Origin of the sequence: Nonomuraea diastatica (genome assembly GCF_004349015.1) — a bacterium.
Lineage (GTDB): Bacteria > Actinomycetota > Actinomycetes > Streptosporangiales > Streptosporangiaceae > Nonomuraea > Nonomuraea diastatica.
On record NZ_SMKP01000113.1, the window covers coordinates 1 to 22,276 of the forward strand.

Here is a 22,276-nt window from a genome sequence, read left to right on the forward strand (position 1 = left end):
CGCTCGCCGGCTTCTTGGCCGGGCCCGCCTTCTTCGCCCCGGCGGTGCCGTCCGCGCGGGCCTCCTTCACCCACAGACGCAGGGTCTCGCGGTTGATGCCCAGGTCCCGCGCCACCGACGCGTACGTCCGCGCCGGGTCAGACAGATACAACGCGACGGCGTCCGCCTTGAACTCCGGCGGATACGACTTCATCGCCACGTGGAACTCCTTGCCTCCGGATTTCCATCATCCGGCACTCAAGGTGTCCACACATCGGGGCGAGGGCCCCTGGTAGCCCATCGCCTTGATCTCGCCGAGCAGGGTCCAGGTGGCCACGCTGGGCTCGACGGCGCGGCGCTTGCGCAGGTAGTCGCGAAACGGGTCGACCAGGGTGGTGGCGTATTTCGGCCCGTGGATCAACTGCTCGGCGTGCTTGACGGCGGCGTACTTCTTCACGGTGTTGCGGGACAGGTGCAGCTTACGCATGATCTGTCCGTGTGAGGCGCCCTGGGCGAGCATGGCGTGCACCGCCGCGTGCCGGGACCGGGTGCGCTGCGCGGAAGGGCCCTCGCCGCGGGCGCCACCGCGATCGGGGTCGCTGAAGCAGGCACGATGCGCGATGGAAACCTTCTCCACCGCCTCGGCCAGGTTCTTCCAGACGTGCCACCTGTCAGCGACCTGCACCACCTGCGGGGCACCTCACGAGCTCCGGCCGCATACGCCGTCGAGCGGTCCCGGCAGATCACTGTCACCTGCGGGTGGGCCTTCAGCCAGGCTTCCAGCGTCACCGCGAGCCGGCCGTCCAGGACGTCAAGGCGCTCATGGGTGTGTGCGTTGATGATGATGGTGGCGTAGCGGTCGTTGCGCTTGAGTGCGAAGTCGTCCACCCCGATCGCCTCCGGTGCGCGGGTCGCGGGTTCGGGTAACGCCATCAGCGTGCTCAGCACCGTGGTGCGGCTGAGCAGGACTCCGGCTGCGGCCAGCAGCGCTGATCCGGCTCGCCCGGCGAGGGCGACCGCAGCTGCGGCGACCAAGGTGGCCAGCGGCGGAGTCCGGCGGGCGTACCGTTCCGCCAGCCCGGGCACCTGCTCATTGAAGGTCTGGCGCACACAATCCAGGTTGGAGCACACCAGGCGCCGCAGGACCAGCTCGAGCAGCACTGGTGTCCCGCCGGTCGGGCTGTCGGCCAGGCGCCGCCGGTAGTAGCCGTGCACCTTACCCGTCGCCACCCCGCACGACGGGCACGGCATCGGCTCCCCACGGGAACGCGCGATCACACGTAACGCATCACCCTCACGCTCGACACGCTCGACCAGCACCGAGTCCAGGTGGGGGAAGACAACAGCCACCGCATCAGCGTCACACACGACCCACCGTGGCACCCAGACGGCAGATCTGTAGCCAATGACACACCGTCAGTTACCACAGGAATCTTGGCAGAGCCGCTCAAGCTGTACTGCCACCCCGACCGGCACGACGCCATCCTCACCCGCCACCTTCCACGCCTGGTGGAAACGCTCGGCAGCGAAGCGCGGTGGTGGTTCCTGCGCTACCACGACCCTGATCACCATCTCCGTATCCGCCTCACCGTGCCTGACCACACGTCCGCCGACGCTGCTGCCGAGGTCACCGCGTGGAGCGAGCAGGTGCGCCAGGCCGGGCTGACGTCGCGCGTGCAGTGGGACACCTACTTCCCGGAGACCGCCCGCTTCGGCGGCCCCTCCGCCATGGACGCGGCCGAGGCCCACTTCGCCGCCGACTCGGCCACTGTCGTCGCCCAACTGACCGCGATCATTACTCGGAGAGGGCCCCACCTGCACGCCCTGACCGCCGCCAGCCTGCTCGACATGGACACCGTGGCACCGGCACGTCACCGCCGTCATGCTCGCCCTGACCTTCCTCGCCGTCACCCAGACGGCCTTACCTGACGACAACAACACCCCAGCCGACCAGGGAAAAGACCGGAAGCCGCCGCTACAACCACCATGAACAGCGCTCCCGAGCCCGTACCACTGCCCTCGCTGGCGGAGATCCGACGCGTCCTGGCCCGGCTGTTCATCACCGCCGCCAACGCCATCGAACACGTCCTGGCCTGGTCAGCCTTCCGCCGCCTCCACCAGGCCCGCGCCCGGCTCAGCCATTACCGGCGACGTGGAGATCCACTACCTCAAGATCTGTGAATGTAGTACCGGCCTGTCCCGTGGGCTCATCGAGCAGCTGGGCCGCTTCGCCCAGGATTTCCTCGACGGTCTCCCGTGTGATCGTCAGCCGTGACAAGCGGTCCTGCTCGTCCCGCATCTGTGAGGTGAGCGCGGCGATCTGCTCACGGATCTCCTCGATCCGTCGGTGGGCCGCGGCTTCGCGCCGTGCCAGTTCCTCGAGCAACGAGCTCATCGTCACCACCGCCTCACGGGTCTGCACTCACAGTAAAAGGCGGTTCCCGGATCAAACAGTCATGTCTACAAAAGCCCAGCTCAGGCACTCACTGAGGGAGAGCCGCACCCATCGAGAAAGAGCTCCCAAATCGGAGTGCTCTTTCTTTCCCATAGTCAGCCCGTCCGTTCAGAGCAGATTCAGATGATCGAGCGCCAGATATCCGAGATCGACGTCCGTCATCGAACCCTTGCGCAGGGATTGGCGGAAACGTGCCAATGGGACCAGGACCGGTTCGCAGAATTCGTCACCGACAGGTGCCGGGCTCCCGATCCGCCGGCAGTTCCGGGCCACTGCCACGTGTCGCCTCGTCGTCGCCGACGCCGAGAGCCATGTGCTGCTGATGATCTGGATCTCCCCGGCATAGCCGGTCTCTTCCAGCAATTCCTTGCGAGCGGCCTCGGCCAGAGTGTCGCCCGGCTCCACGTGACCACCGGGCATCTCGTCGAGAATCACACTCGGTCCAGGACGGAACTGCCGCACCAGGACCACTTGCCCGTCATCGGTCAGCGCGAGAACAGCGACGCTCTGCCCACCGTCGATCAGGTCCCAGCTACTGGTGCGCCCGTCCGGAAGCACATAACGTCGAGTCAGAATACGCAAGTATCCGGACGGTCCCCGTGAGGACGTTTCACCCAGAGGCTCCCAGTGACGAATGGTCGAGTCCGCAGCTTCGTCCCGAGGCAATGACATCCACCTTCTCCAACTGTTTGGCATGAGAAGATGCCATCTTATATGGATCGGCTTCAGCGGGAAGGCGGTGAGTCAGTTTTCCTGTTCCGTTATTCGCAGCGCGAGGTACGGCCGCCCTGGAAGCCCGATCCTGACACTGCCCTCGAACACGCCACTGATCGGGGTGATCGTCATGTTCCACGTGTCGATCACCTCGACATGATGGGGTCGTGACGGCAGGTCCAGCGAGACCGTAGCGGGTTGATGGCGCCCTAAGTAGCGCAGCGTCTGCTTGTCGGTGACGGACTCCATGATGGTGCGCAGGAAACCGATGCGGGACGGGCTTTCTCCGTAGAGGGTGCCGCCCCTGCTTAACCACGCCCGGTCGCCGTTATTGACGTATGACTCACCATGCCCGGGATAACCGCCTCGGGTGGCACACTCCCAGAATCGGCGCACCAGCTCCTGGCCGGTAATGTTGCCCCAACGCCTGCCCAGATTGCCCTCGTAGGAGATCTCATCGAGCACCGCGGGCTTGCCTACCTTGTCCAGCCATTCCGTGGTCAAGGTGGTGTCCCAATGCTGGATGCTCTGATGGCTTATCCACGGCTTGCTGAAATCGTAGATATTTCCCTTCTCCCACATTCGGTTTCCGTTGTGTATCGACAGCAACCGTTCGTGCGGATCGATCTGCCGCACGAATCTGAGCAGATCATCCCAGTCGTCCACAGTCTTGGCGCGGTTGAAGTTGTACTCATTGGCGAGCGACCACCATACATTGCGATAGGCCCCCAGCCTCGCGACCACGTATCGCAGGTAGGCCCGGTCTCTTTCGCGGCCCATGTTCGCGAAGCCGCGGTAGCCGCGATCGTTCGGATCGAAGAGGATTATGTCAGCCTCGACGCCGATGTCCCGCAGGTCACCCACTCTGCGCTCGAAGTGCCGGAAGAACGCTGGGTTGTACCGGTCAAAATCCAGGCCGTCCGGGTCAGTGCCCGCGAACGGCACCAATGGTGGATCCATCTTCATCGTCGGCAGCACGCACATGCGCACTTTGTTAAACGGTGACCCGGCCAGCGTGTCGAGTGTTTTCTGCTCGCTTCCTCGTCCAACTGATGCGTCCAGTGGTAGCACGTCGTACCGTAAGGCATGTACCGGGTGCCATCATCGTGACGGAATGTGGTTCCGAACACCCGCACTGGACCATGGTTACCCGATCCAGCCGAACCGAAAGGAGAAAGCGATAGAGCAGCCCTTCCCCACATCCCTTCTGGAGCCGTCGTTCGGGAGGAGATCCGAACGCCAGCGGCGCCATCAATAACTTGCTACTCCCCTCTATAAACCTCGACTGTAATGATTACTGACGCTTCGGTTTTTACGGACTTATTCTTGAGGCTTTTTATGTCCGGATAGCTCGTTAAATGTACAGCCTCGAACGATTCAATAGCCGCAAAAGCATCCCATTTAGTAGATTTCATCATGACAAACCACGGCCGCTTCTTTCCGATAATCTCCCATCCACGCTCGCGGAGGATTCTGGCCGACTTTCCGGTCGCAGCGTTGGCGCTCGCACTGCCGACATCGATGACGAACGCATTCATCACATTGACCGAGTCGTCACTTCCTACTTCTACACTGGACTCCGCCTGCACCAGCCCAATGCTTCGTATTTCGTTGAGCGTGGCAGGAGACACCAGGTAGGTATCAGTAGACACCTGATAGGCAATCGACTTATCTGCTCCACTCGCAGCAGTAAGGGAAACTGCTCCGACGAGCATAGCGGTAAGCCTGCGCATCCCACCTCGCCGCGAGTCGCCTTTTGCGCCTTGACGGCGATTTCTTCCGCCGCTGCAACCGACCACAGGTAAAGCCCCTTCTCCGGATCTTCATAGGAAAAGCCATGCCTCGCCTCTATTCTCCACCAACATGGCTTCTAGATCGTTTCTACGCTGGATCGCACTGCTCGCATCAGCAGAACCGAGATGCTTATAGCTACCCTGCACCCAGAAGCGGTAATTGTCATACTTTGGAACCGGATAGTTGACCGATCCGTCCTTATTCCTGAACACCACTCCGGAACATCCACAATAAGCGTATGCTGCCTCTCGATCGTTGATATTACGAGTTACTCCCGTATTCGGATCTTTGATGACGATGTTTTCCTTAAGATGCTTCATCCAGGCGGCTGCTAGATGAATAGCTCTAACCGGATTAAGTAGTTGCAATGCAACATCTTTCAATGTCGCATGCTTCCAGTCCCTTTCGTGACTATAGTACTTCATGAGCATCCAGCGAGCCTTATATGCCTCCATTTGGCCAACGCCGAGCGACGCGTTCCATCCTTGGCTAGATATCGATGCGAGGATACCAACTCCCAAACCTTCTGACGCGTTCGTACTCTCCCACATAATCACTGCCGCTAGAACATACTTGCTGATTCCGTGCGTCTTCGCGGCTTTTTCGATGTCGCGACGATATTTGGCAATGGCCTTGTATCTGTCATATACGGACTGCCTGGAAGGCCCTGCAGCCCCTGCTGCCCCCCCCCTTTGCCGATAACGCCGAGTTCAGACGAGGCAATGCCTAGCAATTCCTCTTCTGTAATCGATGGGTTGATGAAGTTGACCCACGAGGCGAATTCCGTGAAACCTGCACGGTCTTCAGCGCTCATGTCCCAGAAGCCGTCGGGTGCCGTCATGCCGTTCGGCATCACGCCCATTCTTTTCGCTTCTTCATCGCTGAAACTGGGCAGATTAGGCAGGACGTAGTTCTCGAAATACCAGTCAGGGTCTGCTTCGGCAAGGGAGCCAGCGGCACCACAGTTGCCGTAGGTGTCGCAGGCGATGCCTGCGCCGCCTATTTCACTTCGGCCGCAGCTGCCGATGCATTGTCCGCCGCCTGAACCGCTGGCCGAGCCGTCGCCGATCACGATGCCGTGCTGGGCGTACACGTCGATCGCCGATTGGTAACCGATGCCTGGCGTGTACACCGAGCTTCCGGGGCCGGCGATGGAGCCGACGGTGGTGGAGTGGCCGCTGGGGTCGGTGCCGGTGAGTGGTGAGGCGTTGGCGTAGGTGTAGCGGTTGGTCTGGACGGAGGGACTGGGGTTGAGGGTGGCGGTGTCGCGGCTGGTGAAGGTGCCGGTGCCGGGCTGGTACCAGCGGGCATGCATGTTGACCTTGCCGGTGTCCGGGTCGGCGTACTCGCCCTGGTAGCCGAGCTGTACCTTGCCGCCGGTCTGGGCGGTGACCGTGCCGAAAGGGTCGTAGGCGACGGAACTTTGCAGGCTGGTGGTGAAGGTGGCCACCACATCACCGTGCAGATCACTCAACGCTGCGACGGCCGCGCCGGCGCCCTCCTTGAGCCCGAGCAGTGAACCGCCTGGGTCGCGGGAGTACTTGGCTTGGGCAGCGCCGCCGCTGTCGGTGATGGCGGCAAGGTCGTTGCCGAGTCCTGCGTAGGAGAAGGTCTGCGTGGCGGTGCCGCGGATGCGGCTGGTAACGCGGTTGAGGGCGTCGTAGCTGTAGAGGTTGTCGCCGTCGGCGATCAGGCGGTCGAAGGCATCGAAGGTGTAGTTCGTCGTCGCACCCGCCTTGGTGCTGGTGGCCAGGGTGCCTCGCGCCGTGTACGTGTAATCCGCGCCGTCGCCGCTGATCAGCCGGTTACGCTCGTCATAGGTGAACGTTGCGTTTCCGGCCTTGGTGCGGTTGCCGGAGGCGTCCCACTCATATGCGGTCACCGCACCGCCCGGGGCGGTCCAGGACGTAAGCCGACCAGCATGGTCGTAAGTGTAGGTGTTGGTGCCTGCTCCGGCGGTGCCTGTGGTGGTTTTGGCTGTGAGGTTGTCGTCGTTGTCCCAGCCGTAGGTGATCTTGGCAAGCTGGGTGCCGGAGCCGTTCTTCAACGTCTGGCCTGTGACCCGATTCATGTCGTCGTAGTCGATGGTCTGGGTGCTGGCTTGGCCGCTGGTGGCGGTGACGGTCTTCAGGCGGCTGGCTGGGTCGTAGCCGTAGGTGAGGGTGCGGCTGGTGACCGGGTCCGTGGCCGTCTTCAGGCGGTTGGCGTTGTCGTAGGTGAAGGTGGCTGCTCCGGCGGCGCCGATCCGCTGGGTGGCGTTGCCGAGCTCGTCGTAGGTGTAGGTGGTCTCCTGCGTGGCGCCGCGCGAGACTGCCAGCGGCAGGCCGCGGTCGTTGTAGTCGATCGTGAGGTCACCGGCGGCAGTGAGGTTGCCGGCCAGGTCGTAGCCGAAGGTCCGTTCGGCATCGGCGGCACCACCGCCGGTGCCGGTCTCCTTGGTGAGACGGCCGAGGTGGTCGAAGATGCGGTCGATACGCACGCTGCCTGGCTGGATGGTGGTTGTCTGGTTGCCCGCGGCGTCATACAGATGAGTCCAGGTGCGGTCGGCCGCGTCCGGGTGGGCGGAGGTGGCCGGCGGAGCTGATCACTTTCTGACGATCAACGTAAGAAATCCCCACCATCCCGACAAGACGCTCGATCATCACAAATCAGAAAACAGCCCCATTGGGCACGTGACACTCCGTTACCGGACACGTAGCGCCACTAAGCGTGGACGAAACAGCACTATTGATGCGAGCACGCGGGCGGTGCGCTTGGAGCTCGAGCGATCCCGCGCCATCGATCATCGAAGTGCACCGCAGCGGCCTGAGATAACCTCAAGCCCGTCCTTTCCGAGGAACAGACGCGCGAACTGCTCAGGCCTCCGGAGGAAGGAACGAAAGGGTGACGCGAGCGCATGCCTGACCGGTTTAGCACCCACAACCTCGAACTCGGCGACGACGTCGTGGTCAAGAGGTACAGGTCATGGGATCGGGGAGAACATCACCGAGAGTGGACTGCGCTGACGCTTCTTGCTGAGCACACGCCCGGCCTCGCCCCCGCACCTGTGGACACCGCGCTCCACGCCCATCCACCCACGATCACGATGAGCAGACTGCCGGGTCATGTGCTCCGCGGCGAACATGCCACTGACGAGCAGATCCGAGCGATGGCCACCGCACTCAACCGACTCCACCAGGACATCCCCACCCGGGTAGTGGAAGCGCTCGAACCCGCGCCCTGGGGACCCGCAACAGCCGTGAACAATGCCCGAACCTGGGCCGACAAGCACCCCGATCTCGGCGACGATCCACTCGTACACCAGGCATTCCGAGCGGGAGCCGCCTGGCTGGCCTCCGACGTACCCGACAAGCTCATCGCCAACCCTTTCCCACCTGTCATGGGCTTGGCGGATGGGAACCACGCCAATTACCTCTGGGACGATCGCGAGCGTCGTGTGTGGCTCATCGACTGGGAGGACTCCCAGGGGCGAAGCGTTCTCGGCTGGTGAGACGCGTGAGTGGGACCGGAACGCGGAGCCGAGACACCCGCGCGGAGGCAACAACGCGACGCCCGATGATCGCTGATTGTCCAACTGAGGGGTTTCGCCCTCATGGAGGGCCGACTATATGCTGCGATCTTGGTCGCGGATGTTCCCAGGAAACGGCGATGGCCGGAGGTTTCATGTCGGAGTTGCTCGACTACGAAGCGCGCTATCTCGCCATGCTCGACGAACTGACCAACTGCTCCGAAGTGAAGATCCTCTACGAGGAGCGAGGGCCGATCGAGGAAATGATCGGGGACGCCTCGGAGACCTTCGAGCTCATCGCCGACGAGGAAGGCGTTCATCTGGATCCGACCTTGCATCGCACCTTCCTTCGCTTCGAGGGACTGTCCAGCCACTGGGCCATAGAGCGCCCCGGCCTGTACCTGACGGGCGAGTTCTCAATCCGCCATATCGGTGCCGCCATGCTCACGGTCGGAGCCGAACTTGCCACTGACGACACTCCGGAGGAGGAGCGCCGCGTCTACTCGGAACTTCGCGTCTTCGACGAGCACCCGCGCGGCGGTGGCGGCACCCTGGCTGGCCTGCGCATCTCTCCCGGGATGTCGTCACCGGAGGTCTGGTATTTCGACGGGCCGCACGGCGCGTTCAAGCTGAATCTGGGTTACGACGAGTACCTCGATGCGCTGCTGGTCACCAAAGGTGTCTACGGCTGGCAACACCTCTACACCGACGTTTCCCTAGGGGACATCGACTTCCTGGCGGCCGCGGAAGCCATGGAGGCGATGCTGGATGTGTTTCCGGAACTCTTCCCCGACCACGACTATGCTCCCTTTCATCAGCGGCTCGCGGAAAGACGTGGCTAGCCCCGGCAGGGCCAAAGAAGCGTTCTCATGTTGTGAAACCGAGTAGCTGAAGGCCGTCGGTGGGGTGGCTGCGGTAGTGGTCGGTGGCGGCGGTGATGTTGGTCCAGCCGATCAGGCGGGCCAGGCCGATGGCGAGGTTGCGGAGGCCGGCCATGATTCGGGGTGCGGCGCCGGTCCGGATGCGGGAGGCGTCTTCGCGGTAAGTGACGTCGCGGATGTGGTGCAGGGCTTCGATGCTCCAGTGGCCGCGGATCAGTGCGGCGAGCTGGGCGTGGGTGATCCGTCCTGGTGGGAGGCTGGTGACGGCGTAGACGGTGACGATGGTGGTTTTGCCGGTGCGGTGGTCGGTGCGGCGGCGTTTGACCTGGATCGCCTGGGCGGCGTGCGGGAAGGGCAGTCCCGGGCGGACGGTGCAGATCTTCATGCGGCGGATCTCGCGGCGGCCGTGTTCTTGCTCGTCGGTGCGGTCGTTGAGGATCGCTTCGCGCCAGGGCAGCGCCTTGAGTCGGCTCAGCAGGGTGGGTTGGTTGCCCTTGACGATGAACAGGTAGTGACCTCTCGCCTCGACGATCTGCCGGGCGTGGGCGTGCTGAGTGTGCAGAGCGTCGGCGGTGATCATCACGCTCGACAGATCCAGCCCGGACAGCAGGGGTGTGAACGAGGGAATCTCGTTACTCTTGGCCTCGACCTGCCGCTGGGCCACGACGACCTGGGTGTCATGGCGAGTGGCGGCCAGCAGATGGACTGTGGTGTCGGCGGTGCGGCTGCCACGCAGGGTCTTGCCGTCCACGGCCAGGCCGGCGAGCGCGGTCCGGCCCCAGGACGGGCTGCTCGTGGTGGCTGGCGGGACACAGGCGGCGAGCGAGGCCAAATAGGTGTGGCGGTGTCGAAGGCGTCGCCGTCCATGCGGGCGAGCAGTCGTCCTAGGGTGCTGGCGGCGAGTCGGAGCGTGCCGGGCAGGCCTGCTCGGGCGCGCAGGTCTGGGTCGTATCCGGCGATGAACCGGGTGATCTTCGCGAGGGATGTTGCTCCGCCGAGCACGGCGAGCAGGGATAACGCCAGCAGCGGGCCGAGCCGGTAGCGGCGCCCCCGGCGGCTGCGCGGGTCGGGCACCGCATCCAGTACCTCGGCCAGGGCCGGCAGATCGAGCGGATCGGTCAGCGGGTCGGCGACGGTGACGTGCCCCAGGTGGCGGGCGAGCACGTCGATCGGGGATGATGGCACGCGAACGCGGCCCCTGTTCTTGATCGACTGGCGTAGACAACCGACGATCATCGGGGGTCGCGTTTGTCATTCGTGCCCCGGGGGTGCCCTCAGCCCGGCCCGTGACAGGCCCGCCTGTGTCCCACCAGTCGAGAACGCTTCAGCCCTGGGAGGACTCCGGCCGCAATGATCGCGCCTTCGAACTTGGCGAGACAGCCGAACATATCTCCCGACTCGACGGCACCCTTGACGCTGCAACACCTACTGGCCCACATCGATCTCGCCCCAGAAGAAGCCGAACGAGTCCGGGCTTTCGCCGCCTGATCGCGCTCGGCTGGTTCCTTCAACTCGGCCCGAAGGGGCCGGCCACACCACACAACCCGGTGGGCACCCTGGAACGCCAGGCCGTAAGGGTTCTACAACTACTCAGCTGAGGCCCAAAGAGGCGAGGTCCCGGTCGAAGGCGTGCGTGCCGACCGATTCTCATGCCAGAGCCAGTGGATAAACATCACGTAATGATCAGCTGGCTGGGCCGTCAGCAGCCGGAGGACGGCGGCTACCCTGATCTGGCAACCATATGTAGTTGATCAGCTTCTCTCAGTGAGGATTCTGGTGGGTGAGGGTCGATTCCCCAAGATCCCGGCAAATTATGCTGGTGGTGGCACTGATCGTCACCGCAGTAGGCGGCGTCGCCGGCTGTCAGTCCGGCGAGCACCACCCGGGCCCGACCCTTGCAGCCAAGCACTCGGCCGCTCCCACCACGCCGACTCCCAGCCCCACCACGGACAAGGAAGCCATCATGACCGTGTACCGCGAGGTGTACCGAGCCGGACCGCTTGCCGAACGCGCCCAGCCCGAGGAGCGCAGGGCGATTCTCAAGCCAGTCGCGACCCAGCCCCTTCTCGGCACGATGTTGAAGGGCATCGCCGCACTGCGTGCCCAGGGCCGGGTCACCTGGGGGCAGCCCGACTTCCACATCTTCGAAGTCGACATCCGAGATGACGGGGCTCTGCTGCGAGACTGCCAGGACGCTCGGAAAGCCGGCCAAGCGGACGACCGAACGGGGAAGCGGGGCAGCTGGCTGCCGTGGCCTTTCGGCGTCTGGCCGGACGGCGCCTTGTTGGCGCCGACGTCACCGGTGGGCGAGGAGCGAGCAGGGGTCAGGCGGGCCGTGGACGGGCGGGTTGCGGTCGGATGGTCGGCGGCTGGACCGGTGATGGTCGTGCCGGTGCTGGCCGTATCGGCGGTGCTGGCAGCGAGAGGGGCTGAAAAGTGGGACATGGCGAAGCTCCCGAAAGGCGTTGTCGGTTGAGACGTCGCCATCCCGCCACAGTGCCCGTGCAGAAACCGGGCAGGAACCGGGCAAGAAATGATCAGACATCGGGCACGGCAAAGAGCACCCCAAGGTCGTGTCATGCTCCGGAACCACGGATGACCTGCGAAAACGCTCCGCAGCGGGGGTATGCCCGTGGGACGGCAGGGGAGGTGGCTGCTGTGACGTCACGCCTGGAAAGCGGCCTTGACATGCGGTGATGGGGTGACGTCGAAAGTATCGGGTCAAGCTTGCGTCAGGCGCGGCGGACAGCCGCCCGATTTGATGACGGCTCAGGATCGCCGCCGACAGGGACGAGCCCGCTTACCGGGTCACGCGCCGGAGCTGGGGAGCTGGTGGGGAGGGTGATGGTGGGAGCTGGTGCGGCGCATACGGTCCTCGGCCTGCTCCTGGGCGATAGCGGCCGAGCCGCTTCGGCGGACCGGCGGGCCGCCAGCTCCCGGATCTGCGGAGGTGGGTCGCGGTCATCGATGATGGCGATGGTCCCGTCGTCGGTGGCATGGGAGCGGATCTGCCAGCCGAGCCGGCGTCCTGCTGCTCGTGCGGCCCGCCGGACCTTGCCCACCTCGCTCAGTTCGGTCACCGCATCGGGGGTGGCCGGTGGGCGGTACGGCTGGCCAGCGCCGCCGCCGACGCAGAACCCAAGCACACGCCACACCGCGCGTACACGCGGCGCTCAGCCTGCGCCGCGCCCACGCGCTTTCGATCGGCGCCGCAGAGCAGGACCGTCGAGCCGACAGCCACACCATCCGCCAGGTGTCGGCCATGCTGGCTCAGGCTGATCAGCAATTCGCTCAGGGACCACACGAGCGTGATCCGGCCTGGGTCGCCCATCTCAGCGAAGCCGAACTAGCCGGGGAAGGCGGTTTGTGCTGGCGTGGGGCCGGCGCGTTCCAGCGTGGTATCGCCTCCCAGCAACACGCGATGGCCGGCTTCGGCAGCCGCTACCCGCGTTCGGTTCAGCTCACCCAGACCAGCCTGGCTGAAGGCCACCTCGGCATGGGCGAAATCGAGGCGGCCATAAGTCATGCCCGCGCCGCCGTCGACGCAGCCAAAGACCTCACCTCCGCTCGCGCCACCACCCACCTGCACGCCTTCGCCACCCGCCTGCAGCCCTACCGCGACAACCGCCACGTGCAAGATTTCACCGACTACCTGCGCGCGCGAACTCGCCAGCCGACCACACCAACAGCCGTTTGATCCACACCGACTCAGCACCGCTGCCCACGCTGTTATCGAGCACTGTGGTCCACATCATGAACACGTCCATGCAAGAGCCAACGGCCGAATCGCTCCGTCCACGGTCGGGGAGATCCTCAAGCAGGAAGGGCTCGATCCGGCGCCCGAGAGGGGATCCACCATAGGGGTCGACTTCTTGGGCGGCAGATTTCTTCACCGCCTGCCAGCAAGACGTGACGATGATCGCCGTGTACGCGGCGCTGTTGGAGACCCACGGTTGATGCTGGCGCTCGATCCAGCCACCCGAAAGGACGCATTCCGGGCCGTTTCGGTGAGGCTCATCGGCGGAGACAGCGGCGGCCTCGAGGAAGCCGGCGACGTCGACGGGCTCGACGACGGCCAGAACGTCCACGACGAGGACGATGAGGACGGGGGACGATGAGGACGGGGGACGATGAGGACGGGGACGAGGGCTCGGTCCTGTCACTGATCAAGGCGATGCCGGGCAACGTGAGCTTGGACTCGATGCTGAACGCGATCCGCGCGATCGAGCTGCCGGCGGGGCTGTTCGCCGATGCGGCCCCGAAGGTGCTGGCCAACTGGCGATTCCGCGGCGCGGTGGAGTCGCCCTCGCATCTGCGCCGACGCGCCCGCCGCTCGGCGGCATCGGCGGTCACGTTGCTGGTGGAGCGGGAGCGGGAGTCACCGACGCCCTGGTGGACCTGCTGATCGCGACCGTGTACCGGATCGGCGCCCGCGCCGAGCGGCGGGTCACCGAGGAGCTGGTCAACGCCTTGAACGGGTGTCGGGCAAGGAGAACATCCTGTTCCAGGTGGCCGACGCCGCGCTGGCCTCGCCGGATGAGACGGTGCGGCAGGTGGTGTTCCCGGCGGTCCGCGGCGGCGAGAAGACGCTGCGCGACCTGGTTCACGAGTGCAAGACTAAGGGCCCCGAGTACCGCCGCACGGTGCAGACCACGCTGAGGGCTTCCTATACCGGGCACTACCGGCGCGGCCTGATCCAACTGCTGACTGTGCTGGAGTTCCGGTCGGGCAACACTGCCCACCAGCCGGTGATCCGGCCGCTGGAGCTTCTGGTGCCCACACCCCGCAAGGAGCTGATCCATCGGCTCCGTACACGCAGGTGCGAGTTGTGTGGGCAATGCGGCACGGTGGCTGTCCACCAAGTCGCCAAACTCGCCCACCTCGGAACACCAGGACCAGGCCAGCCCGCGTGGGCGGCCTTCATGGCCAGGAAACGGCGTAAGACCCTCGTGGTCTGCCAGCCCTGCCACGAGGTCATCCACGCAACCCCTGTCACGCACGCGGCGTAATCGCTGGAGAGCCTCTAGGCGGGAACTGGCGGAGGTCTTCACTTCGTCAACTGGCGAGGCGTGCGCGCGACTGCGGGTGCCGTTTCACGATGACTGTGGAAGTCAGGCCTGACCGAGTTTCCGATGTCAGTTTGTTTCCAGTTGAGGGTTTGCGGTGGGAGCGGAGCGGTCTGCGGCCTTCGCTCGATATCGCCCCGGTGTAATGTCGAACTCCCTTTCGAAGGCGTGTGAGAGCGCGTACGGGCTGCTGTAGCCGACTCGGCCGGCGATGGTGGCCAGCGTTTCCGGGGTGTCGCGGAGCAGGGTGGCGGCAAGAATCACGCGCCACCACGTGAGGTACGTCATCGGAGGGCGGCCGACCAGGGTGGTGAACCGGCGTGCCAGGGTGGGACGGGAGACGCCTGCCTCCGCGGCCAGGCGGTCGATGCTCCACGGCGCAGCCGGTTTCGAGTGCATCGCCCGCAGGGCGGCGGCCGTCACCGGGTCGCCCAATGCGGTAGGCCATACTCCGCTGGTGGCCTCGGTCATCCAGGAACGGATCATGTAGACGAGGAGGAGGTTGAGCAGGCTCGGGAGCGCCATGCAGGAGCCGGGCCGCACCTCGTCCAACTCACCGGAGAGCAGATCGATCGCGGCACGGAGTTCGAGGTGGCTGCCTACTCGGCTGGGAAGGTGGACGACCTCGGGCAACTCTGCCATGAGCGGGTGAATGCGGCTGCAGTCGAGCCAGTACTTGCCGCAGAGCATCTCCGTCTCGTCACGACCAGGCCGGGCCCGCGGCCCTGCCCCCACAAGCCATTGCTCGAACGGCACCGCCCTCTCCTCCGCAACCGCCGCATCGACGGGGGAATCGGCGATCACATGGCCTGTGCCACGAGGCAACAGCACCGCGTCACCCACACCGAGAGTTACCAGGGTGCCGCCGTCGGTCAGCAGCCAACTGCTTCCCTTCAAGACGACGTAGAAGCCCGCGCCATCGTACGGGTCCATCCGCGCGCACCAGCTCCCACTCGTCCGCACCCGGTGAAACCAGGGGTGCCCGAGGTGCACGGCAGAGATCGCATCGCTCACCACATCCATCCGTCCAGATTATCTCTCGTATGCCGTGTGAGACGGATTCGTATTTTATTGAGCTAGACGCGCATTGAGAGGATCGTTCGGCGTTCTTAGGTTCGAGCACATGACGAACGAGAACGAGAGTGCGCAGAGCATGGTGCTGGGGGACGTCGAGGTCATCCGGGTCGTTGAATGGCACGAACCGTTCCTGCCCACCTCAGACATGTTCCCGGCAGTCGGTGCCGATACATGGAAGGACAACGAGGACTGGCTGATCCCGGACCACTGGGAGCCGGACAGCGACCGGGCGGTGCTTGCTCTGCAGACCTGGGTGCTGCGCAGCGGTGGGCGGACCGTCCTGGTCGACACCGGCGCGGGCAACGGGCGCGAGCGACCGGGCATGGGGCCCTTCCACCGGTCTCAGAGTGATTTCCCCGGCCTTCTGGCGAGGGCTGGTGTGCGCCCGCAGGATGTGGACGTCGTCGTCAACACCCACCTCCACGTCGATCACGTCGGCTGGAACACCGTCGACGCAGACGGGCAGTGGGTACCGACATTTCCCAACGCCCAATACCTCATTCCTGTCGCAGACGACTTCCATTACGGTCCGGACAACGCGTACGGGAACGGTGCGCAGAAGGTCGACCGCCTGATCTACGAAGACAGCATCGCGCCCATCCACCAGGCCGGACAGGCCGTGTTGTGGGACGGCCGCCATCGCATCGACGAACACCTCACCCTGGAGTCTGCGCCCGGCCACACCCCCGGCTCGTCCGTGCTGCGACTCGCATCCGGGAGCGACCGGGCGGTTTTCGTCGGAGACCTGCTGAACAGCCCGGTGCAGATCCTCCAGCCCTGTTGCAACAGCAACGCCTGCCTGGCCCCGGAACAAGCGGTGGCCAGTCGCCGCCGGATTCTCGGGCGGGCGGCCGATGAACGGGAGCTGCTCGTCCCCGCGCACTTCGGTGGTACGGGCGCGGTGGAAGTCCGACGGGAAGGCGATCGCTTCGCCCTCGGCGCATGGGCAACAGCCAACCCCAAGACAGCGTCAGTCTCCGAGTGAGCCTTCGGTCCGCGTTTCGCGTTCGGTCCCGGATGAGGCTCCCCGCCAGTTCGGGATGGTCCCATCCACGCGTCTGCGGGCCATAGGCCGATCACCGCGAGGTGGATCACCGCTTCGGAGCGGTGCGGGTGTGCCTCGTTGGTTCGTGAGCAGCCTTCCCTCGGGGGAGTCGGACGGGCTGGGCGTCAATGCCGGGGCCGGCACCGCGGTCGATGGCGGTGGTGCATTGGCCAACGTCCCCCATGCCTTGTTCGCACCCAGCTCAGCGTGTGGGAAGCCACGAGCCGTCCCGCACGGAATCACCCCACCCCAGGCCTGGAGGCCTTCTTCATGACGCACACGTCGACCGACCAGCCCGCAGCCAGAGCAAGCGGGGCCCTCGTCCCGGTGCTCGCTTTCGTGGGCATCGTGGTCTCGGTGATGCAGACCCTGCTGGTCCCGTTGATCAAAGACCTGCCGCAACTGCTGGGCACCGAACCGAGCAACGCGACCTGGGTCATCACCTCGACCCTGCTCTCCGGCGCCGTCGCCACACCGATCATGGGCCGCCTGGGCGACCTCCACGGCAAGCGCAGCATGTTGATCCTCAGCCTCGCGGCGATGGTCATCGGCGCGCTCGTCAGCGCCCTCACCAGCGACCTGCTCACGATGATCGCAGGCCAGGCCCTCCAGGGCTTCGCGATGAGCGCGATACCCCTCGGTATCGGCCTGATGCGCGACATACTCCCCCGCGAGAAACTCGGCTCGGCGATGGCCCTCATGAGCTCCTCCATGGGCGTCGGCGGCAGCCTCGCCCTGCCCGCCGCGGCCCTGGTCGCCCAGCACACCGACTGGCACGCCCTCTTCTACGGCGCCGCCGGCCTCGGCGTCCTCTGCATCGCCCTCACCCTCCTCGCCGTCCCCGAATCCCCGACCCGCGCGCAGGGCACCTTCGACGTCCTGGGCGCGATCGGGCTGTCTGCCGGTCTGGTCCTCTCCTACTGCCGATTACCAAGGGCAGCGACTGGGGCTGGACCTCCGGGACCACCCTCGGGCTGTTCGTCGCAGCGGCGGCCGTGCTCGTCCTGTGGGGCATGATGGAGCTACGTCTCAAGGCACCGCTGGTGGACCTGCGCACCACGACTCGCCCCGCGGTGCTCTTCACCAACCTCGCCTCGATCACGGTCGGCATCTTCTTTCTAGCCGCCTCGCTGATCCTTCCCCAACTGCTAGAGCTGCCGAAGGCCACCGGCTACGGCCTCGGCCAGTCGATGGTGGTCGCGGGCCTGCTCGTGGCACCGCTCGGCCTGACCATGATGCTCACAACCCCCCTCTACGCCCGGTTGTCCGCGAAGCACAGCCCCAAGGTCACCCTGATCCTCGGCATGGTGATCATTGCGATCGGCTACGGGGCCGGCCTCGGCCTGATGAGCGCCCCCTGGCAGAGCTTCGTCATCACGGTGATCCTGGGTCCGGGCATCGGCCTCGCCTACTCCTCACTCCCCGCCCTGATCACCGGTGCCGTCCGCGCCTCGGAGACGGGCGCGGCCAACGGCCTCAACACCCTGATGCGCTCGATCGGCTCCTCGGCCTCCAGCGCCGTCATCGGCATGGTCATCGTCAACACCGCGGACGACGTGAACGGGGTCGCGGTCCCGACCATGCACGGCTTCCGCGTTTCCTTCTTGATCGCGATGGGCGCGATGGCGATCGGCCTGCTCACAGCCCTCTTCCTACCCCGGACCCGCCCGGCCGGTCGCAGCACCGCGTCGGCGGTGAGGAGGATGCCAACCTAGAGCCAGCCGAAAAAGCTTTCTCCGATGCTTCCGCGGCGGTGTCCTGGACGCCATCTGCACCCCGGTCGCGAGGGAGTGGTCGACGATACCAGCCACGAGGGCCTGCGCATCCTGCTCCGTGAGGAAGGTGTCTCATTTCAACGCCTGAAGACCTGGTAGGCATCCTGCGATCCCGACTATGCAGACAAGAAGGCCCGCGTCGAACACCTCTACGCGATCGCCGACGGCGAGGCATTGCGGGGCCTGCTCGCCCGCCGCGGCATCAGCTTCCAGCGCACCAAGACGTGGAAGGAGTCCCCGGGCCCCGAGTACGAGGCGAAGCTGGAGCAGATCGAGAAGGTCCTGCGCCGTTTCCCGGACCGGATCTTCGCTCTCGTCGAGTTCGGGCCGCTCGGGATACGCCCCACCGCAGGCTCGGGCTGCCCTATTTCGTGGCTCAGGTCAGCTCCACGTCACTGCGCTGGTACCCGCCCTGGGTGTGTGGCCGTACGGGCGAACTCGACAGGGGTACGACCATACTGGCTCTTGAAGGCGCGGATAAAATGGCTGCTGTCGGCGAACTGCCAGTGGGCGGCCAGCTCCGCGACGCTCGGCCGACCAACCGGGTTGAGGAGTTCGAGCCGGGCTTGTTCGAGCCTGCGGCGGCGGATGTATCTCGCGACGCTATCCTCGACTGCCGCGAACGCCCGGTACAGCGTGCGCACGGAGACGCCGAGTTCGCGGGCCAGCATCGACGGGGAGAGGTCCGGATCGGCGAGCCGGCTGTCCGCGAGGTCTTTCGCCGCCTGAGCCAGTGCGGGGCCGAGATGGGGTTCGGTGCCATCCGCCTGCTGCCTCAGCACCCCCTTGACCAGTTCGAGAAGGGCGTCGCGGGCGGCCAGCGCGCCTGCCGGGGTGAGGTCCCGGGCGTTCTGGTCGACCAGGTTCAGCTGGCCCAGGAGCAGCCGCATCTCGGCCGAGGATGCCGGTCCGGCGATGAGCCGGTCCTGGATCAGGTGGGACAAGGGGGACGCGGGCAGGAGCAGTACCGTCGCCGTGGTGCGCCGCGCCTCCTCGAACGTCGGCGGGCCGCTGCGGTGGAGCATGAAGTGCCCTGCGGGGACGGTGTGTTCGCCCTGGCGCGGCCGGGCGAATCGCCACGCGTTGTGCCGTACTACGTGCATCACCACCTGCTCGTCGCTTTGGCGGGGTGAGCTGGTGTTGGTACCGATGAGCGACTCGCTGTAGACATCGGCGATCAGCGAGTCATGCGCTGTGACGGCACGGGCACTGATTCGGAAGTCTCCAGTGCTGCCAGGCGTGAAGTCGGGCACCGGGTGCTCCATGCCGAGCTGTTCTTCCCACTCGCGCCAGAAGTGGCCGAAGCGCGCTTCCACGGTGCCGGGTGTGGTGGCATCTGCGGCGAACATCCCGCTGGATTCTGGCTTGCCCGTCACTGTCATGCTCACCTCGTTCTCTCCGCGGCGCTGATGTCCTATCGCCATGGCACTGGCGTTCAAGCATAGACGGTGCCACGTTTCCTAGGCTGAGCACAGCCGGACAGCGCCTGCGACAGGACGCACACTCCCGGTTCGGCAGCCGGATCTCTGGCCATGTGCTGATGATGTCGTTTACGAGGTTTCCCTTCCGTAGGGAGCCCGCGAACGATGACCCGATACAGCAAGTTGCCGTTGCTACGAGAACATCGAGAAGGAAGACTATGTGCTCCGCAAATGCGATCGCCGAACTGGCCTGTCGTCTCAGGGAGCGGTTGCGGGTTGACTGCGTGCACCGCCCGGGTGACGCGGAGTATGCCGGCACGTCGACGCTCTGGAACGGCGCGGTGACCACACGCCCGGCTCTGGTCGTGCGGCCGCGTACAGATGCGGAGGTCGCCGCCGCCGTTACTGCGGCGCAGGAATGCGGCGTCGGTCTGTCGGTGCGCGGAGGTGGTCACGACTGGGCCGGCCGGGCATTGTACGAGGGCGGACTGGTGATCGACCTCGGTGATATGCGTGATGTGCGCATCGAGCGGGACACTGCAGTGATCGGAGGCGGGAGCCTGGCCGGTGACGTCGTCGCGGCTGCCGCATCGCACGGCGCGAACGTCGCCACCGGGACCGTTGGGGTCGTCGGCATGGCCGGGCTCTCCCTGGGAGGAGGCTACGGCCTGTTGTTGGGCACGGCCGGACTGGCCGCCGACAACCTGCTCGGAGCCGAGGTCGTGCTTGCCGACGGGCGGCTCGTCTCGACCGAGGACGACCGCGAACTGCTGTGGGCGCTGCGCGGCGGCGGTGGGAACTTCGGTGTGGTGACAAGGATGCGCGTCCGCCTCCATCCCGATCACGGCCTCGTCGGCGGCATGGTCCTGTTCCCCTGGGAAGAAGCAGCGACGGTGCTGGCCCGGTACGCGGAGCTGACCGCGAGTGCTTCCGACGGGCTGACCCTCCTGCTCGAAATGACCTTCGTCCCCGATGTCGGACCGTGCCTGCTCGCCGTGCCCGTCTGGTCCGGTGAGCGACGGCACGCCGATGCCGCCGTCGGCGACGTCCTGCGGCTCGGCACCCCGATCACCAGCTCCATCGGCCCGACCACGCAGAAAGACCTGCTGGAGCAGTTCGACCAGGCCGTCTCCAACGGCATGCACTGGGACCTGCGCACCCGCACCGTCTCCGCACTGACGCCCGAGATCATCGATCTCCTCATCAGCTCCGCCGAAGCACGCCCCGGGCCGGGAGCGGGAATCGGAATACGGCAGTTCCACGGCGCCGCCACCCGCGTCGGCGCCGACGACACCGCCTTCGGCCTGCGCACCAGCCATGTCGTCGTCGAGATTTCAGCCGGTCGCGGACCGGACGAAGACGCCAGTGTGTACCGGAAATGGGCCGAAGACGTCAGGATGGCGCTGGAACCACACGCCCTGCCCGGCGGCTACCCCAACTTCCTCCTACCGGATCAGGACGAACAGGTCGCGCACGCCTACGGCACCCACGCGGCACGCCTGATCGCGGCCAAGCAGTCCTACGATCCCCGCCAGGTCTTCACCGCCACCCCGCTCCCGAACCGTGGACGGCGGGAAGCAGGAGCACATTCTGAAGCATGAGACGCATTCATATTTTATTGAGCTGAACGATTATTGAGAGGATCGTTCGACCTTTCCAAGAGTGCCCTGCCCTGGAGACACTGTGTTCCTCTTCACCGTCGTAGCGGTGGAGAGAAGCTGGAGGAAGCCCGAGCCGGGGATCGCCGGGGAGGGTGGGAGCATCCTCGACAAAGTCGCGTTGGTCCAGAACTGCCGGATGGATCGGGCGCGGTGAGCGAAGCGGGAAGGTATACGAGAGGAACCGGTTGCGTTACGCCTCTTCATTCTGCACCAGCTCTAACCCGGTGGATTTGGGCTGGGAGGCGGTGCGCACCTGCACATATAAGCATGAAGGTGTGTGGGGAACTCCAGGCCAGGTCTCATCAGCCCGGATCGGGAGGTCACGGTGAAAGTCTACGGCGTAGCCGATGACGATGCCGCAGGGGTAGAGCCGGATGCCTAACCTGTCAACCGAACAGCAGTGAACGTGGGAACCACCCGTGACTGTTCCTTGTCTCACTCTCACCCAGAGGGAATGGGGCGGGGATAGACGCGATGCCAGGTGAAGGCGCGGGTGGGGCGGAGCCGCCGTAGTACTCCGAGCGCGGGAAAGCCGCGAACATGGGGAAGGGCGGCAGCGTGTCAAGTAGGGAGAGATTGCAATGTCCGAAGGCGCGCCGGTGAACACCGGCGCTGCGAGGTGGCCGGCGCTTCGGCCCTGGCGGACATGCTGATGCAAGTCCCCAAACGCTTTGCCAAAGTGGCCACGGCCTGGTCTCCTGGCCTCGCGCCGGGCTTGGCGAGCATCCTCCAGCGCCTTGCTCTGGGCCTGCCGGGGTCCCGCCGTACGTGGCGGCCGCGCCCACCAGGGCGGCACCGACACGAGGATGAACAGGGCGACCGGCTCGCGACCAGCACCGCCAGACCCGGCCAGCCGATGAGCAGCGACGGACAGGCGACCGCGATGACCGGACCGGGACA

At 65.4% G+C, this 22,276-nt stretch carries 22 protein-coding genes and 4 pseudogenes; 12 read left to right on the forward strand and 14 right to left on the reverse strand.

Annotated features, from left to right (window positions below; genetic code table 11):
• From E1294_RS32545 to E1294_RS58320, 3 genes and pseudogenes are all read right to left on the reverse strand, one after another.
• The coding region (locus tag E1294_RS32545) for a transposase (RefSeq protein WP_246083449.1) at positions 1-193 on the reverse strand (193 nt) is incomplete at its 3' end.
• A gap of 33 nt (positions 194-226) precedes the next feature.
• Positions 227-667 (reverse strand): hypothetical protein, encoded by a 441-nt coding sequence (locus tag E1294_RS56270; protein ID WP_246083445.1) that lies wholly within the window; start codon positions 665-667, stop codon positions 227-229.
• A gap of 23 nt (positions 668-690) precedes the next feature.
• Positions 691-1,230, reverse strand: a pseudogene (locus tag E1294_RS58320) (transposase family protein); the annotation flags it as partial.
• Positions 1,231-1,308: 78 nt separating this feature from the next.
• Between E1294_RS58320 and E1294_RS32560 the strand changes: the two are divergent.
• Together E1294_RS32560 and E1294_RS58325 are read left to right on the forward strand one after the other, a co-directional pair.
• Positions 1,309-1,812, forward strand: a pseudogene (locus E1294_RS32560) (thiopeptide-type bacteriocin biosynthesis protein); the annotation flags it as partial.
• 16 nt (positions 1,813-1,828) lie between these two features.
• Positions 1,829-1,969 (forward strand): annotated as a pseudogene (locus E1294_RS58325) (IS701 family transposase); the annotation flags it as partial.
• 144 nt (positions 1,970-2,113) lie between these two features.
• Here the strand turns inward: E1294_RS58325 and E1294_RS32570 are convergent.
• The 6 genes from E1294_RS32570 to E1294_RS32595 all read right to left on the reverse strand — a co-directional run bounded on the left by E1294_RS32570 (position 2,114) and on the right by E1294_RS32595 (position 7,421).
• Positions 2,114-2,374 (reverse strand): hypothetical protein, encoded by a 261-nt coding sequence (locus E1294_RS32570; protein ID WP_132514808.1) that lies wholly within the window; start codon positions 2,372-2,374, stop codon positions 2,114-2,116.
• Between the two features lie 168 nt (positions 2,375-2,542).
• The gene (locus tag E1294_RS32575; protein ID WP_165977589.1) at positions 2,543-3,016 is read right to left on the reverse strand and encodes an NUDIX hydrolase; all 474 of its coding nucleotides are present in this window, start codon (positions 3,014-3,016) and stop codon (positions 2,543-2,545) included.
• A 162-nt stretch (positions 3,017-3,178) separates the two neighbouring features.
• Positions 3,179-4,219, reverse strand: coding sequence for a DUF5605 domain-containing protein (locus E1294_RS32580; RefSeq protein WP_342775107.1), 1,041 nt, complete (start codon positions 4,217-4,219; stop codon positions 3,179-3,181).
• Positions 4,220-4,410: 191 nt separating this feature from the next.
• Positions 4,411-4,863 carry a hypothetical protein gene (locus E1294_RS32585; RefSeq protein WP_132514811.1) on the reverse strand — a complete coding sequence of 151 codons (453 nt, stop codon included), beginning with the start codon at positions 4,861-4,863 and terminating at the stop codon, positions 4,411-4,413.
• A 108-nt stretch (positions 4,864-4,971) separates the two neighbouring features.
• Complete coding sequence (locus E1294_RS32590) at positions 4,972-5,373, reverse strand: hypothetical protein (protein ID WP_132514812.1); 402 nt, start codon at positions 5,371-5,373, stop codon at positions 4,972-4,974.
• Positions 5,374-5,504: 131 nt separating this feature from the next.
• Positions 5,505-7,421: an RHS repeat-associated core domain-containing protein gene (locus tag E1294_RS32595; protein ID WP_132514813.1), complete on the reverse strand. Its 1,917-nt coding sequence runs from the start codon at positions 7,419-7,421 to the stop codon at positions 5,505-5,507.
• Positions 7,422-7,838: 417 nt separating this feature from the next.
• On the opposite strand from E1294_RS32595, the gene E1294_RS32600 reads away from it, so the two are divergent.
• Together E1294_RS32600 and E1294_RS32605 are read left to right on the forward strand one after the other, a co-directional pair.
• On the forward strand, positions 7,839-8,432 hold the full coding sequence (locus tag E1294_RS32600) for a phosphotransferase (protein WP_132514814.1): 594 nt from the start codon (positions 7,839-7,841) through the stop codon (positions 8,430-8,432).
• 173 nt (positions 8,433-8,605) lie between these two features.
• On the forward strand, positions 8,606-9,292 hold the full coding sequence (locus tag E1294_RS32605; RefSeq protein WP_220448048.1) for a hypothetical protein: 687 nt from the start codon (positions 8,606-8,608) through the stop codon (positions 9,290-9,292).
• A 25-nt stretch (positions 9,293-9,317) separates the two neighbouring features.
• Here E1294_RS32605 and E1294_RS32610 read toward each other — a convergent pair whose 3' ends face one another.
• Entirely contained in the window at positions 9,318-10,163 is an 846-nt protein-coding gene (locus tag E1294_RS32610; protein ID WP_165977591.1) for an ISAs1 family transposase, read from the reverse strand.
• A 56-nt stretch (positions 10,164-10,219) separates the two neighbouring features.
• A pseudogene (locus E1294_RS58330) lies at positions 10,220-10,567 on the reverse strand (transposase family protein); the annotation flags it as partial.
• Positions 10,568-11,153: 586 nt separating this feature from the next.
• On the opposite strand from E1294_RS58330, the gene E1294_RS32615 reads away from it, so the two are divergent.
• A complete protein-coding gene (locus E1294_RS32615) occupies positions 11,154-11,807 on the forward strand; it encodes a hypothetical protein (protein ID WP_132514817.1) in 654 nt (217 codons plus the stop codon).
• 621 nt (positions 11,808-12,428) lie between these two features.
• Entirely contained in the window at positions 12,429-13,028 is a 600-nt protein-coding gene (locus E1294_RS32620; protein ID WP_484213987.1) for an NsdA family TPR-like regulatory protein, read from the forward strand.
• Here the strand turns inward: E1294_RS32620 and E1294_RS32625 are convergent.
• Positions 12,973-13,419 carry a hypothetical protein gene (locus E1294_RS32625; RefSeq protein ID WP_132514819.1) on the reverse strand — a complete coding sequence of 149 codons (447 nt, stop codon included), beginning with the start codon at positions 13,417-13,419 and terminating at the stop codon, positions 12,973-12,975. The two genes, E1294_RS32620 and E1294_RS32625, sit on opposite strands and share 56 nt — an antisense overlap.
• 26 nt (positions 13,420-13,445) lie before the next feature.
• Here E1294_RS32625 and E1294_RS32630 point away from each other — a divergent pair, with 26 nt between their 5' ends.
• The gene (locus E1294_RS32630; protein WP_132514820.1) at positions 13,446-13,736 is read left to right on the forward strand and encodes a hypothetical protein; all 291 of its coding nucleotides are present in this window, start codon (positions 13,446-13,448) and stop codon (positions 13,734-13,736) included.
• Positions 13,737-13,809: 73 nt separating this feature from the next.
• Positions 13,810-14,340 (forward strand): HNH endonuclease, encoded by a 531-nt coding sequence (locus E1294_RS54860; RefSeq protein WP_220448050.1) that lies wholly within the window; start codon positions 13,810-13,812, stop codon positions 14,338-14,340.
• Between the two features lie 126 nt (positions 14,341-14,466).
• Here the strand turns inward: E1294_RS54860 and E1294_RS32640 are convergent, their stop codons facing one another.
• Entirely contained in the window at positions 14,467-15,420 is a 954-nt protein-coding gene (locus E1294_RS32640) for an AraC family transcriptional regulator (protein ID WP_132514821.1), read from the reverse strand.
• Positions 15,421-15,520: 100 nt separating this feature from the next.
• On the opposite strand from E1294_RS32640, the gene E1294_RS32645 reads away from it, so the two are divergent.
• From E1294_RS32645 to E1294_RS56280, 3 genes are all read left to right on the forward strand, one after another.
• Positions 15,521-16,459, forward strand: a complete 939-nt coding sequence (locus tag E1294_RS32645) for an MBL fold metallo-hydrolase (RefSeq protein WP_132514822.1) — start codon at positions 15,521-15,523, stop codon at positions 16,457-16,459.
• Positions 16,460-16,789: 330 nt separating this feature from the next.
• On the forward strand, positions 16,790-17,536 hold the full coding sequence (locus tag E1294_RS56275) for an MFS transporter (RefSeq protein ID WP_246083446.1): 747 nt from the start codon (positions 16,790-16,792) through the stop codon (positions 17,534-17,536).
• 26 nt (positions 17,537-17,562) lie between these two features.
• Positions 17,563-18,234 (forward strand): MFS transporter, encoded by a 672-nt coding sequence (locus tag E1294_RS56280; protein ID WP_246083447.1) that lies wholly within the window; start codon positions 17,563-17,565, stop codon positions 18,232-18,234.
• Positions 18,235-18,686: 452 nt separating this feature from the next.
• Here E1294_RS56280 and E1294_RS32660 read toward each other — a convergent pair whose 3' ends face one another.
• On the reverse strand, positions 18,687-19,733 hold the full coding sequence (locus tag E1294_RS32660; RefSeq protein ID WP_220448051.1) for a helix-turn-helix domain-containing protein: 1,047 nt from the start codon (positions 19,731-19,733) through the stop codon (positions 18,687-18,689).
• 101 nt (positions 19,734-19,834) lie between these two features.
• Between E1294_RS32660 and E1294_RS32665 the strand changes: the two genes are divergently transcribed.
• Positions 19,835-21,316, forward strand: a complete 1,482-nt coding sequence (locus E1294_RS32665) for an FAD-binding oxidoreductase (RefSeq protein ID WP_246083450.1) — start codon at positions 19,835-19,837, stop codon at positions 21,314-21,316.
• Positions 21,317-22,276: the final 960 nt, after the last annotated feature.

Excerpts from the sequence above, each read along its gene's own strand:
- E1294_RS32570 (WP_132514808.1), bottom strand. The coding sequence starts at position 2,374 with ATGAGCTCGTTGCTCGAGGAACTGGCACGGCGCGAAGCCGCGGCCCAC.
- E1294_RS32585 (WP_132514811.1), bottom strand. The coding sequence starts at position 4,863 with ATGCTCGTCGGAGCAGTTTCCCTTACTGCTGCGAGTGGAGCAGATAAG.
- E1294_RS32590 (WP_132514812.1), bottom strand. The coding sequence starts at position 5,373 with ATGCTCATGAAGTACTATAGTCACGAAAGGGACTGGAAGCATGCGACA.
- E1294_RS32600 (WP_132514814.1), top strand. The coding sequence starts at position 7,839 with ATGCCTGACCGGTTTAGCACCCACAACCTCGAACTCGGCGACGACGTC.
- E1294_RS32605 (WP_220448048.1), top strand. The coding sequence starts at position 8,606 with ATGTCGGAGTTGCTCGACTACGAAGCGCGCTATCTCGCCATGCTCGAC.
- E1294_RS32630 (WP_132514820.1), top strand. The coding sequence starts at position 13,446 with ATGAGGACGGGGGACGATGAGGACGGGGACGAGGGCTCGGTCCTGTCA.
- E1294_RS32640 (WP_132514821.1), bottom strand. The coding sequence starts at position 15,420 with ATGGATGTGGTGAGCGATGCGATCTCTGCCGTGCACCTCGGGCACCCC.
- E1294_RS32645 (WP_132514822.1), top strand. The coding sequence starts at position 15,521 with ATGACGAACGAGAACGAGAGTGCGCAGAGCATGGTGCTGGGGGACGTC.
- E1294_RS56275 (WP_246083446.1), top strand. The coding sequence starts at position 16,790 with ATGACGCACACGTCGACCGACCAGCCCGCAGCCAGAGCAAGCGGGGCC.
- E1294_RS32665 (WP_246083450.1), top strand. The coding sequence starts at position 19,835 with ATGATGTCGTTTACGAGGTTTCCCTTCCGTAGGGAGCCCGCGAACGAT.